6 protein-coding genes and 1 pseudogene are annotated in these 14137 nt (G+C 71.4%); 3 read left to right on the plus strand and 4 right to left on the minus strand.

What is annotated here, in order from left to right:
- Positions 1–95: 95 nt before the first annotated feature.
- Positions 96–3014, minus strand: a complete 2919-nt coding sequence (locus FH610_RS00475) for an ATP-binding protein (RefSeq protein WP_139572134.1) — start codon at positions 3012–3014, stop codon at positions 96–98.
- 283 nt (positions 3015–3297) lie between these two features.
- Between FH610_RS00475 and FH610_RS00480 the strand changes: the two genes are divergently transcribed.
- Positions 3298–8949, plus strand: a complete 5652-nt coding sequence (locus FH610_RS00480; RefSeq protein ID WP_139572135.1) for a fibronectin type III domain-containing protein — start codon at positions 3298–3300, stop codon at positions 8947–8949.
- Here FH610_RS00480 and FH610_RS44135 read toward each other — a convergent pair.
- Entirely contained in the window at positions 8944–9138 is a 195-nt protein-coding gene (locus tag FH610_RS44135; protein WP_240808671.1) for a hypothetical protein, read from the minus strand. The genes FH610_RS00480 and FH610_RS44135 overlap by 6 nt on opposite strands.
- 345 nt (positions 9139–9483) lie before the next feature.
- Between FH610_RS44135 and FH610_RS44140 the strand changes: the two are divergent.
- Both FH610_RS44140 and FH610_RS00490 read left to right on the plus strand, forming a co-directional pair.
- Positions 9484–9741 (plus strand): annotated as a pseudogene (locus FH610_RS44140) (TIGR02679 domain-containing protein); the annotation flags it as partial.
- A gap of 231 nt (positions 9742–9972) precedes the next feature.
- Entirely contained in the window at positions 9973–11667 is a 1695-nt protein-coding gene (locus FH610_RS00490) for an AMP-binding protein (protein ID WP_240808718.1), read from the plus strand.
- Positions 11668–11743: 76 nt separating this feature from the next.
- Here FH610_RS00490 and FH610_RS00495 read toward each other — a convergent pair whose 3' ends face one another.
- Together FH610_RS00495 and FH610_RS00500 are read right to left on the minus strand one after the other, a co-directional pair.
- A complete protein-coding gene (locus tag FH610_RS00495; RefSeq protein WP_139572137.1) occupies positions 11744–12631 on the minus strand; it encodes an oxidoreductase in 888 nt (295 codons plus the stop codon).
- A 26-nt stretch (positions 12632–12657) separates the two neighbouring features.
- Positions 12658–14091 (minus strand): MFS transporter, encoded by a 1434-nt coding sequence (locus FH610_RS00500; RefSeq protein WP_139572138.1) that lies wholly within the window; start codon positions 14089–14091, stop codon positions 12658–12660.
- Positions 14092–14137 lie beyond the last annotated feature (46 nt).

A 14137-nucleotide genomic window follows, 5' to 3' on the forward strand; every position in this document is an offset into this window, starting at 1 on the left:
GCGCGCGATCGCGCGACTGGGGATTGATCCGCTGGGTCCCGCGGTAGGGACGTCCCGGGCGTGCGCGTCGAGGTCAGGCTCTCCCTCCGGCGTCGTCAACGCCCGCCTCGGGAGCCGGCGCGAAGGTCACGCAGCGCCCGGATCACCCGTGCCTCCCAGTGGGGTGCCCGCATTCGCCTGCTGACGGCGACGGCCCGGTGGAGACAGTCGGCCGCCTCGTCGTAACGGCGCTGGCCCTGCCGGCTGTCCGCCAGGGCCAGCAGGATACGCACCTGGTAGTCCTGCTGCAGGTCCTGACGCGCCTGGGTCAGGGCCGCCCCCAGGTAGGACTCGGCGTTGTCGTACGCGCCTGTCCGCGAGCAGACGATGCCGAGCCCATACAGGGCGTGGACCTGGAGACGGGGGGAGCCGGTTTGGTGGGCGGCGTCGAGCACCTCGCCGAAGACCGACCGCGCGTCGGCCAGGCGGTCGCCGGCCACCCGCAGCTCACCGAAGATTGCCAGGGCTCTCAGCCGTGAGTAGTGGCCGCCGGCCTCCCCGAGCGCGAGAGCCCGCTCCACAGCCTGCTCGGCGAGGTCGAGCTCGCCGAGATCGAGGTGAAGCTGAGCAGCACACCGCAAGGCCATCGCGAGGGCGCCCCGGCTTCCCGACCTCTGGAGAATCGCGACGGCCCGCTGGTAGTGGAACAACGCTTCGCGGAACCGCCCGCGCTTGTAGTCGATCCAGCCGGCGAGGACGAGAACGCGGCCGAGCGTCTCCTCGTCCCGGGACTCCAGCAGAGGAACGCTGGCCTCCAGGGCCATCTCGGCCTGTCCCCACTGATGCATGTCCGCGTACATCAGGGCGAGACTGCCGTTCACCGCGGCTACGCCGAGGTCGTCACCCCCCGCGACGGCAGCCGACAGCGCCACCTGGTGAGTCTGCCGCCACTCGTCGTACGCATGGGTGGATTCGTAGAGGAAGGTGGCGCCGATCGCGAGCGTCCAGCACGTCCGGTGCATCCCCAGATTCGCGGCCTGACGCACGGCCGTGACGATGTTCGCCCTTTCGGCGTGGAACCAACGAAGCGGGACCGAGGACCCGCCGTCGGCGGCCGGGCCGGCAACAGGGGACCGCCGGTGCCCGCGCGCCAGGAAGAAGTCGCTGCCCCAGTCCGCTTCGTGAACGCGCTCGATCAGCTCCCCGAGGCGGTCGAAGACCCTGCGAAGGGCCTGGCGACGCTCTGGCTCAGGCTCGTCCCTGTAGGCGCATTCAGACGCGAAGGCGCGCACGAGATCGTGAAAGCGGTAACGGATCTCGCCAGTCTCCGCCGCCCTGACCGCGGTCAGCAGATGCGCGTCCACAAGGCACTCGGCCAGTTCCTCCGTCTCGGCCGGCGACCGGTCGAGCAGGGCCGTGACCGCCCAGCCGGCGAAGTCGCCCATGTCGAGTAGCCCCAGCAGCCGGAACAGCCGCCGCATCGCGGGAGCCAGGCCGGCATAGCTGAGTTCCAGACCGGCACGCACGTCCAGCGCTCCGACGGCCAGGTGGTCGAGCGGATTCGCGGCGTCGGCGAGGCGGCGGACCAGCGAGGCCACCGGCTGGTGAGGCCGCATCGCCGTACGCGCTCCGGCGATGCGCAGAGCGAGGGGCAGACGCCCGCACAGGTCGGCCAGACCGGCGACGGCTCGCGGCTCGCCGGCGGCTCGGCCGTCCCCGATGATGCGCGCAAGCAGTTCGATTGCCTCGGACCGCTCCAGGACGTCCAGGGCGACATGTCGCATCCCGTACGGCTCGGCCAGACGTGCGCGGGTGGTCACCAGGACCGCCGAGGTGGCCTGACCCGGCAGTAGGGGACGGATCTGGTCGAGACCGGCCGCGTTGTCCAAAACCACCAGGACACGCCTTTCCGACAGCAGGGCGCGGAACACCTCTGTCCGCTCGTCCACGCCTTCCGGTATGGCGGTGGCATGGATTCCCAGCGCGCGGAGGAAGCGGGCGAGAATCTGCGCGGGGTGTGCGGGATGCGGCCCATGGGCGTGCAGGTCCACGAAGAGTTGCCCATCCGGGAAGCGCTCCGTCAGACGGTGGGCGGCGTGGACGGCGAGCGCGGTCTTGCCGACACCCGGCATCCCGGATATCGCGACCATGCCGGCGGAGCCGACGGCCTCGCCGGCCAACGCGTCGACGACGAGGGCGAGGTCACGCTCGCGGCCGGTGAAGTCCGGCAGGTCGGGCGGAAGCAGGCAGGGCCGGGGCTCTTTGGGGGCGGCCGTGGGCGCAGGAGCGTCCAGGAGTCCGAGGTAGGCCTCGACGAGTGGCGGCGACGGCTCCACGCCGAGCTCGTCGGCCAGGCGACGGCGCAGCGTCGCGAACCGCCGCCGCGCCTCGGCGCGGCGGCCGCAGCGCGCGAGCAGCGTGATCACATGAGCATGCACGATCTCGTCGAAGGGCAGCTCATCGGCCAGCCGCTCCAGAGGATCGAGCGCGGCATCCGGGCGGCCACGCTCCACTGCCGCCTCCGCCAACCGGCACGCGCAGTCGACGCGGGCCTTCTCCAACTCTCCGGCGACGGCCGAAGCCCCGGGTTCCAAGAGCCCGTCGAGTGTGGGGCCCCGCCACACCGCGAGCGCGGATCGCAGCAGCTCCACGCGGAGATCCGGATCCCGCTCTTCCCGGGACTGGCGGGCCAGGTCGCGAAACCTGCCGACGTCGATGTTCTCGGGCGGCACCTCGAGCCGGTAGTCGTGCCCGACCCGGGTGACGACGCCGGCGAGACCGACCTGTTCCTCCAGCCAGCCACGGAGCCTGAAGATCGTGGTGTGCAGGGTCCGCTGGTCGCAGCCGCTCGGACCCCACACCTGATCCACCAGAAGCCCTCTGTTGACCAGGCGTCCGGGCGTGAGCAGCAGTGCGCCGAGCAGTCGCGCGACGTTCCGCCGGGAGATCGCGTGCTCCCCGCCTCCGGCCCATACGCGCAGCGGTCCGAGGATGCCGAAATACGCGGTCGCGGCCGAGCCCCCATAGCCGTCCATGCATCCCACCGTCCCCCGGCGGCGCGTGTCCGCGCGCCGGTTTGCGGAGTACCGAAATCAGCAATTTCCCGGTCATAGATCGGTCAGAACGATTTTTTATCATAAGCCTGACTCGAAAATGATCAAGTAGTAAATCTCGCCCGCGCCGGAACAGAGCCCCCTGTCCGGAAGGGAATCGCACGACGCCGGGACGTCCGCCCGGCGGTGTCCCACTGGGCCGAACGCCGCATGCGCGGCCCTGACGACGGTCGTCACCCCCGCGACCCTCGGATGAGGAGTCCCCATGATCAATCGCTGGCTGAGGTTCCTGGCGGCGCTCGCCCTCGTGGCGAGCGCGCTGGTCACGCTCCCGGTGCCCGCCCTCGCGGCGAAGTCCGCGCCCTCCCCGCCTCCCCGGCCGGCCGCCCGACAGGTCGCGTCCCAGTCCGCGGCCGCGCTGAGCCCGGCCGCCGGCCAGTACTTCGGCGCACGGGTCCGCGTGCTCTCCAACGTCTCGATCGCGGCCGGCGCCACGACGACGGTCAAGGTGACGGGGGTCGGTACCGTTCCCGCCACCGGGGTCTCGGCCATCGCGATCAACCTCGCGGCAAAGGGCGCCAGTGCCTCCGGAGGCCTGATCGTCTACCCGTCGGATCTGACGGCCGCCCCGGGCGTGACGGGTACCCGCTATCGCTCGGGGGTGTACGACGACGGCCTCCTGATCGTCAAGGTCGGGAGCGACGGCCAGATCAAGGTGCAGAACACCGGTAGCTCGGCCGCCGGCGTCTACGCCGACATCCACGGTTACTTCACCTCCGCAGCCGGGACGACGGCGGGCGCGACGTACGTACCCCTCGACACGGCCCGGGTCGTCAGCAAGCAGACGGTGGCCGCAGGCGGCACCTCCGCCTTCACCATGACCGGCACCGGCGGGGTTCCTGCCACCGGCGTCGCATACGTGGTGTTCCACCTCATCGTGAAGGGCACGGCGTCGAGCAAGGTCATCGCCTACCCGTCGGGCACGTCGATCCCCAGCGGTTCCGACATCGACTACCGCCCGTCCAGTGAAATGTCCAACCTCGTCATCGCGGCGCCGGGCAGCGACGGGAAGATCGCCATCAACAACGACGGCACCGCCGCGCTGACCGTCTATGCCGACGTCGCCGGCTATTTCGCCGCGCCCTCCGCCACCACAGCCGGGTCCGCCGCGGTGCCCGTCACGCCGGCGCGTATCACCAACAGCGTCACGGTCGCCGCGAACGGCACCTACACCGTCTCTCCGCTCGGCGTCGGCGGCGTGCCGGCCACCGGCGTGAGCGCGGTCGCCGTCAACCTGACGGCCAAGGGAACCGCCGCCAGCACGCTGCGGGTCTACCCCTCCGATCAGGCGAGTCCGCCGTCCGGCGGCTCGATCGTCTACCAGGCGGGCGACTGGTGGTCCAACCAGGTCCCGGTCAAGCTGGGCGCCGACGGCACGTTCGTCGTCCGCAACGCCGGCTCCGCCTCCGTCACCCTGGCGGTGGACACCTTCGCGTACTTCAAGAAGCCGGCCGTACCGTCGGCTCCCACCGGGGTGACCGCGACGGCGGGCGACTCCTCCGCGACCGTCTCCTGGACCGCCCCCGCCGACGGCGGCGCTTCGATCACGGGGTACACGGTGACGGCGAGCCCGGGCGGTGCGAAGGCGACCACGACCGGCGCGACCACCGCCACCGTCACCGGCCTGACCAACGGCACCGCCTACACCTTCACCGTGACCGCGACCAACGCCGTCGGCACCTCGGCCGCCTCCGCCTCCTCGGCGCCCGTCACACCGCGGTCCGCGGTGTCCCCGCCGGGTCCCCCGCTCGGCGTCACGGCGAGCCCGGGGGACGGCTCGGCCGTCGTGAGCTGGCGCGCCCCGTCGGACGGCGGCTCTCCCATCACGGGGTACACGGTGACCGCGAGCCCGGGCGGTGCGAAGGCGACCACGACCGGCGCGACCACCGCCACCGTCACCGGCCTGACCAACGGCACCGCCTACACCTTCACCGTGACCGCGACCAACGCCGTCGGCACCTCGGCCGCCTCCGCTCCCTCCGATCCGGTGACGCCGGGCCCGGCCACGCCGCCGGGCAAACCGTTCGTCACCGATGTGCAATCGCGTGACTCGGCCGTCGAGGTCACCTGGACCCCGCCGGACACCGGCACCACCGGCGTCACCGAATACATCGTCACGGCATCGCCCGGCGGCGCCACCGTACGCGTCTCCGCCGGGCAGACCAGCGCGGTCCTCGGGGGACTGAGCAACGGCACGGCCTACACCTTCACCGTGACCGCGGTGAACGCCGCGGGCGCCGGCGACCCCTCCTGGGAGTCGGACCCGGCGACACCCGTCGCGGCGGTCGCCCCGCTGAAGCCCGTCGCCCTGCAGGTCTTCTCCGCCGACAGGGCCCTGGACGTGCAGTGGGCGGCCCCGCTGGACGGCGGCTCGTCCATCACCGGTTACACGGTGACCGTCAGTCCGGGCGACGTCACGGTGAACGTCCCCGCGGGCACGACCGTGACCCGGGTGACCGGCCTGACCAACGGCACCGGGTACACGGTCTCCGTGGTCGCGGCCAACGCGGCGGGCACCAGCGACGCGGCCACCGCCGACCCCGTCGCCCCCGCCGCCGCCAGGCCGCCGGGCGCGCCCACCCACATCACCGCCACGGCGAGCGACAACGGCTCGGTCTCGGTCTCCTGGCAGCCGCCCGTCGATCCGGGCACCAGTGCGATCACCGGCTACACCGTGACCGCGAGCCCCGGCGGGAAGACCGTGACCGGCACCTCCACCAGTGCGACCGTCACCGGCCTGACCACCACCACCGCCTACACCTTCACGGTGACCGCGACCAACGCCGCGGGGGTGAGCCCCCCGAGCGACCCGACCGACCCGCTGCTGCCCGCCAAGAGTCTCAAGCAGGCGCCGCTCGTGCTGTCCAACGCCGACCTCGCCACCCTGCGGACGGTCCACTCCGACGGCACGCTCGTCTTCGAGCAGCCGCCCGCCGAGATCGCCGCCCTGGCCGTCGGCACGATCCTCTACGGTCCGGCGACCCAGATGCTTCCTCAGGGTTTCCTGGGCCGGGTGTCTCAGATCACCAAGCAGAACGGCCTGTTCATCGTCACCACCACGCCGGCGGCGCTCGCCGACGTCTACGCCGCGGGTGACATGTGGCTGGACGTGCCGCTCGACAGCGGCGACCTGACCTTCGTGCCGACCGCGCCCGGTGTCCGCGTCGTCGCGCCCACGGTGAACGGCAGGGCCGTCCGCCCGCTCGCCGACGGCGAGGTCTCCCCGGCGAGCGTGGGCTGGCGCCGCGGCAGCCTCATCCTGGAGGTCAGCAAGAAGATCGAGGCAAGAGGAAAGCTGCCCATAAGCGCCGCCATCGAGGCGCAGGGCGAGTTGACGCCGCACGTCAAGTGGCACGCCAGGTTCGGCGGATCCAACCCCTATGCCGACTTCGGCCTCACCGGAGACTTCTCCTTCGAGGCCCGCGGCAAGATCGGCTTCGCCGCCGAGGTCTCACCACCCGCGCTGGAACTGGGCTACGTCGAAGGTCCCTGCTTCTACGTGGGCGGCTACACGGTGATCTGCATGCGGGCCAACGTCAAGCTCAAGTTCGAGGCGGACGGCAGCGTGGGCGTCACCTACGCCGCCAGCTGGAAGCACACGTTCGGAGTGCAATGCCATGCGACGGCGGCGAGCAGCTCGTGCGACGGCGTGAGCAGCGGCGACGGAGGCGCGTTCAACAAGACGGTGCAGGCCTACGGCGACGCCAACATCACCGTCTCCACCCCGCTCGACCTGCAGCTCCTGGTCGACCACGTCGTCGGTCCCGCGGCCGCGGTCACGCCGTACCTGCAGCTCAAGGCCGACACTACGCAGAACCCCTGGTGGGAGCTGCGGCTGGGGGCGAAGCTCGGTGTCACGCTCGACCTGGTCGCTGTGGAGAAGGACTTCTCGCTCTTCCGCAAAGACGATTTGATGGACTATTTCGTCACGCTGGCGGCGGGCGGCCCCTATTCGGGGCTGCTGATCGTTCCCCAGGCCGCGACGACCTCGGTCCGGGAGCCGTACACGTTCCATTACTCCGTCTCCCGTGTGCCCGACGACGGACCTGTTCAATGGTCCGTCCAGGGCGACCCCTTCTTCGCCACTATCAACAACGGCGGGACGTTCGTGTCCGACCACCCCGGCACGTTCCTCGTTCGGGCCACGGCGCCCGAGACCGGTGCGCACGAGGAACTGGAAGCCGAGGCGAGGATCACCGTCGACGGCGTCTTCGGCGCGCCGCGCGCCCCCACCATAGAAAAGAACTGGTCTGTGCCCACGGTCGGCGGCGTCGCGGTGAGCTGGCAGCCTCCCACCGACGTCGGCGCGAGCCCGATCACCGACTATGTGATCACCGCGCAGGAGTTCGCGACGCGCAATATCACGGTGGCGTACGCCTCCGCGGACGCCACCCATCAGCTGCTCCAGGGGCTCACCCCGGGGGTGGAGTACGTCATCTCGGTGCTGGCCAGGAACAGCAACGGGGTCGGTCTGCCCTCCGAGCAGCAGACCTTCACCCCGCTGGACGTGACCTTCCCCGGGCCGCCGTCGCCCCGCGGTCTCGACCTGGCCAGCAGCATGGAGCAACCGAGCAGGCCCGACTCCACCGGCGCGGCGGGCGGAATGAACGGCGGGACCATCTCCGGCGACGGACGGTACATCGTGTTCATCACCCAGGGGCGCAGCAACCTCATGCCGCACGACTCCCCGTACTACCACCCGGCCAGCAGGTACCCGTACATCGTCAGGAAGGACCTCGCTACCCTCCAAAATCCCTTCGTCGTGGCGTCCATCGAGCCGGACGGACTGCCCAGCTACACCATGTACACCGATCCGCTGATCAGCAGAGACGGCAACGTGGTCGCCTACACCGGCTTCAGCTACAACGCCCCGAGCGTCCACAGGGGCGTCATTCGCGACATCGCCGCGGGGGCATCGTGGGCGACCGAAGACGGCAGCGACATCTGGGGCGTCAGCGACAACGGGCAGGCGGTCATCTATACGAAGGGCGGAAACCTCTACCGTCAGGCCAAGGGCGCCGCGACGCAGCAGCTGACGACCTGCACGGGAAGCGGTGACCTGCAGTGCCCGATTCTCTCCCCCGGCAGGGGAATGCTGTCCGGTGACGGCAACCGCGTCGTGTGGTCCACGTACGGCGCCGACAAGCACAATCACAGCTGGCTCTACGACGCCGCCGCCGGCACCACCAAGGAGATCTTCCCCGGCTCTGATGTGACCGAGCCGATCATCTCCGGCGATGGGCAGAAGGTCGCCCTGGTCTACACCCCGCCCACTCCGGCGCCCGACCTCGGATCGTGCCTCGTGGTCATGCCGCTGGGCGGTGCCGCCCCCGCCACCTCCAACTGCCTCGTCAAGAACGGCACCGACGGACACGGCGATCCGGTCTTCCTGAGCAAGGACGGCCACGCGCTCGCCTACCGCTACACCGTCTACGGCCGTGACCCCGGCGCCCACAACATGACGAGCCTTCGGACCTACGTCAACGGCGCGACCCACATCGCGGGCGGCTCGTCGAGCACCTGGCCGGCCTACGTGTCCATTGGCGACCACAACCCCCTGCTGCCCGACACGCCCGACGTTGTGGTCTACGCGCTCTGGCAGCAGAACTTCCAGACCAGCACCTCGTCCACCGACACGACGGTGCCGGGACTCTGGCTGGATTTCGCAAGCGACGCCGCCTTCTTCGCCCAGGGCACGGGCGCCGAGATCGGCGAGACGGCGGCGTCCGCCACCTCGGCCGCCCCGGCCAGACCCGAACCCCTCACACCCAAGCCGATCAAGGTCCACGCGCCCCCACCCACCAATGGAGACCGAGCCGTCCCACCGGGCGTCGCCCATGGTCCGACGGCGTCATGACCACTCGATGAGCGCAGCCGGGAGCCGGGTGGCGACCACGTCATCCGGCTCCTGGCCTCGCGAGAGCTGGGGAGAGAGAGGTCCCCTCTCGGAGGAGAAGGCGGCGTCGAAGGCTGCGGCCGGTGGGGTGATGGCGTTGAGCGAGCGGATGTAGGCGAGGGATTCCGGCGCGCCGTGCAGCCGGTCCATGCCCGCGTCGTCCTCCCACTCAAGGCCAGGCGGCCTGGCCGTCGTCGCCGCCGACGCTCGACCAGGCGGCGGACGAGGTGTCCCGCACGTTGGAGGGCCTGGCGTCGGCGCTGGGCCCTGCGCGGTCACCGTGTTCGGGCTCGCAACTGTAGTTGGCGAGGGCCTGCTGGAGGCGGCGCAGCGGGCGACGAAAGGTGGGGTAGCCAGTGATGCCTCCGAGTACGGATCCGCCGAACTGAACAAGCCGCGGAGGGTGGCCCGGATCTTCGAGCTCCAGGCAAGCAACCAGATCACGAACGAGCTCGCACTCAAGATCAGGGAGAAGACGAGCGCGTCCGCGAGGCTGTGGATGATTGCGGCTTCGAGGATCGCGTACATGCCCATGAGGGCCAGGGCCCCCGGCACCAGAACCGTCAGGACGATCGCCACGGGCTTTCTGGCCACCACCCGCTTCTTCCCTCGGCCACCCTGTCCAGTCTGGTCCTGCGGGCCCTGGCGATCCGCGCGGGCGTTCCCGCTCCGGGCGCGGCGGAGGAGCGCCGCGATCTGTGGGACCGCCTTGAGGTGGTCGTCGACGACCTCGCCAGCCGGATCCTCCTCCTGAACCTGCCGGCGGAGGGCGAGGGGCTGGGGGAGTGGCTGACCGGCGCCGTCGCCCGGCGCCGCAGCGCGGAGCCCTGGCGCATGACCGCCGCCGACTACCTCGCCGGTCTTGCGGACCGCGGTCTACGAGGAGGCCGTCGCCGGCTCGCTGGTGGCGGATCTTCGGGGGTGACACGGCGCGAGCGACGGTCGTACGTTGACGTCCGTGGCCTGCGCGACAAAGGAGTCACCGTGAGCGAGACGACCAGCACCCATGTCTTCAGGGAAGCCCGCGACCTGCTGCTCAGCCTGAGGGAGGAGCCCGAGCGGGCGGCACGCGAGTTCGCCTGGCCGGTCTTCGGCGACAGGTTCAACTGGGCCACGGACTGGTTCGACGCGATCGCCCGGGGCAACCCCCGTACGGCGTTGTGGATCGTGGAGGAGGACGGCTCCGAGCGGCGCCACTCCTTCGACGAGATGGCCCGGCGCTCCGATCAGGTGGCGGCCTGGCTGGCCGCCCAGGGGGTCGGCAAGGGCGACCACGTGCTGCTGATGCTCGGCAACCAGGTCGAGCTGTGGGAGTCGATGCTGGCGGTGATGAAGCTCGGCGCGGTGATCATGCCGGCGACCACCGCCCTGGGCGCGGCGGATCTCTCCGACCGCGTAGGGCGGGGACGCGTCCGGCACGTCATCGCCAACGCGGCCGACACGCACAAGTTCGACGGCGTGCCGGGAGAGTACGGCCGCGTCTGCGTGGGCGAGGCGACCGGGTGGCTCCGGTACGGCGACGCCTACGCGACGCCGGCGCCGGACCCGTTCGAGGCCAGGACCTCTCCCGGCGACCCGCTTCTGCTGTACTTCACCTCGGGGACGACGAGCAGGCCCAAGCTCGTGCGGCACACCCAGGTGTCCTATCCGGTGGGGCACCTAACGACGATGTACTTCATCGGGGTGCGGCCGGGCGACGTCCACCTCAACATCAGCTCGCCCGGCTGGGCCAAGCACGCCTGGAGTTGCTTCTTCGCGCCGTGGAACGCCGAGGCGACGGTGTTCGTGCACAACTACTCCCGTTTCGACGCCGCCGCCCTGCTCGGGCAGATCCGCCGCGCCGGGGTCACCACGTTCTGCGCGCCGCCCACGGTCTGGCGGATGCTCATCCAGGCCGACCTCGGCGACGGGCCGGGCAGCCTGCGTGAGGCGGTCGCCGCAGGGGAGCCGCTGAATCCCGAGGTCATCGCCCAGGTGGAGCGGGCGTGGGGGCTGACGGTCCGCGACGGGTACGGGCAGACCGAGACGACTGCGTTGATCGCCAACACGCCCGGCGTGCCCGTGAAGGCCGGCTCGATGGGCCGCCCCCTTCCCGGCGTCCCGGTCGTCGTCGTCGATCCGGTGACCGGCCGGCCGGCGGACGAGGGCGAGATCTGCCTCGACCTCGCCGCCCGCCCGGTCAACCTGATGACCGGATACCTGGACGGTGAGGAGGGGGCCATGTCCGAGGGCCTCTATCACACCGGCGACGTCGCGGCCCGGGACGCCGACGGCTCGATCACCTTCGTGGGACGCACCGACGACGTGTTCAAGGCGTCCGACTACAAGATCTCGCCGTTCGAGCTGGAGAGCGTGCTCATCGAGCATCCCGCCGTCGCGGAGGCGGCGGTCGTGCCCGCCCCCGACCCGATCCGCCTCGCCGTGCCCAAGGCGTACGTGGTGCCGGCCGAGGGCTGGGAGCCGAACAGGGAGACCGCCGCAGCCATCCTGCGGCACGCCCGTGAGAGGCTCGCGCCCTACCAGCGGGTGCGCCGGCTCGAGTTCGCCGAGCTGCCCAAGACCATCTCGGGGAAGATCCGCCGGGTCGAGTTGCGGGCCAGGGAGAGCGACGCCGCGGAGGCCGGCGCCCCGCCGTCCGGGGAGTGGCGGGACGACCAGTTCCCCGAGCTGCGGGGCTGACCCGGCCGGCCCCGGCAGGCCCGGCGCCCAGAAGCGGGCACAGAAAGGGGGGGCTGGGCAGCGGGGCCGGGGGCCGTCACCGCGCGCCGTGCGCGAGGAGGCGGGCGACCGGCTCCTCGGTCAGCCCCACAACCCCGTCGAAGTCCGTCGAACGGCTGACGGCGGCCCAGCGCTCCGCCTCGGCCGCGCGGGAGCGGGACGCCTGCTCGGCCATGCGCAGCGCGTCGGAGCCGAGCAGGAGCCGCAGCGGCGGATCGTCCACGTCGACCAGCCCGGCGATCACCCTGGCCGCCCGCCGGGGGTCGCCCGGCTGGGTGCCGTCCACCGCTCGCCGATAGGCGTTGACCCGGCCGACGGTCTGCTCGTAGTCGGGTCCCACCGGCGGGATGCGCATCGACGAGCCGCCCCAGTCCGTACGGAACCCGCCGGGCTCGACGATGACGACGGTGATCCCCAGCGGCCGGACCTCGCTGTTCAGCACCTCGGAGAACCCCTCGACGGCGAACTTGGCCGCCTGGTAGGCGCCGAGCCCAGGCCTGCCCCCGACCCGGCCGCCCACGGAGCCGATCTGCAGGATGTGACCGGACCGCTGCGCGCGCAGCACCGGCAGCGCGGCTTTGGTCATGGTGACGACGCCGAACAGGTTGGTCTCGAACTGTGCCCGGAAGTCCTCGTCGGAGGTCTCCTCGATGGGTGCGGAGTTCGCGTACCCCGCGTTGTTCACCAGCACGTCCAGCGAGCCGAACTCCTCGACGGCCAGCCCTACGGCCCGCTGCGCCGCCGCGGCGTGGGTGACGTCCAGTGCGACGGCGCGTGCCCGGTCGCCGTGGGCCCGGACGAGGTCGTCCAGCGGTTCCGGCCGGCGGGCGGTGGCCACGAGGCGGTCGCCGCGTTCGAGCACCTCCCGGGCCAGAGCGTGTCCCAGGCCCCGGGACGCACCGGTGATGAGCCATGTCCTCCGCATGATGTGTTGTCTCCTTTCCACGATGTTCAGCGCGCCGCGCCCGCCGGGACCGGCTCGGCCGCCTCGACGGCGGGCGCCGTACGGCGGCGCGCCCCCGGGACCAGCAGCGCCACGGCGACGGTGGCCGCCAGGGTCACGGCCAGCACCAGGAAGGCGGTGGTGAAGCCCGACTCGTACGGCAGCCCGTCCGGACGCAGGTGACCGGTGACGACGGAGCTGACCACGGCGGTGCCGATGGAGCCGCCGATGGTGCGGATGTTGGTGTTCATTCCGCCGGCGACGGCGGTCTGGCCGGCCGGCACGCTCTGCACGATCAGGTTGGTCATCGAGGCGTAGGCCAGGCCGAGACCGAGCCCGAACACGGCGGTCGCGACGGCGAGCTGCCAGGGCCGGTCGTGCCAGAGGGCGACGCCGGCGCTCGACAGCGCGCCGAGCGCGCATCCCCACACGAGCTGAGCCTTGACCCCGGCGACGCGGGAGATCGGGCCGCTCACCATGCCGGCGACGGCCATGGTGACGAGCATGGGCAGCATCAGCAGCCCGGCCTCGGTCACGCTCGACCCGAACCCGTAGCCCGTCACGGCCGCCGGCATCTGCATGAACTGCGGGAGGAACGCGTACGAGGCGAACATGCCGGCGCCGAACAGCAGCGCCACCAGGTTGGTCGTCCAGACGGCCGGCAGCCGCATCATGCGCATGTCGATCAGTGGGTCGCGCGAGCGCAGCTCGACCGCGATCCATGCGGCGAACAGCAACGCGGCGGCGGCGAGCGGCGCGATGACGGCGGCCGAACCCCAGCCCCAGGCGGACGCCTCGGTGAGCGGGACCAGCAGTGCCACCAGCCATCCGGACAGCAGCGCCGCGGCCGCCCAGTTGACCCGGCCGGGCGTGCGCACCGGGGACCGGGGAACGTTGCGGTATGCCAGGAACGCGGTGGCGACGACGATGATCGTCGGGATCCAGAACAGCCAGCGCCAGCCCAGAGCGTCGACGATCGGGCCGGCGAGCACGATTCCGACGCCGCCACCTGCCGCGATGACGGCGGAAAGGACGCCGACCATCGAGGGCACCCGGGTGGCGGGGAACTCGTCGCGCACGATTCCGAACGACACGGGGAACACGGCGCCGCCGAGCCCCTGCACGATCCGTCCGGCGATGAGCACCCCGACATTGGGGGCGACGGCGGCGACGACGCAGCCGAGCGCGATGGCGGCCAGCGCGATGAGCAGCGTGCGGTCCTTGCCGATCATGTCGGCGATGCGGCCCATCAGCGGCGTGGCGACGGACGCGGACAGCAGCCAGGCGGTGAGCACCCAGGTCACCGTGCTCTGGCCGGTGTGCAGGTCGTGCTGGATCGTGGACAGCACGGGGCTGACCAGGGACTGCAGCATGGAGAACGAGGCCGTGGCGGCTGCCAGCGCGAGGAAGGTCAGCCGTTGCGGCGAGGTGGTGCGTGACATCGAACATCCTTCGACAGGAGGAACCCGCGCGACGAGGCGCGCCGGT

The sequence above is a fragment of the Microbispora catharanthi genome, from assembly GCF_006334915.2.
Classification (GTDB): domain Bacteria; phylum Actinomycetota; class Actinomycetes; order Streptosporangiales; family Streptosporangiaceae; genus Microbispora; species Microbispora catharanthi.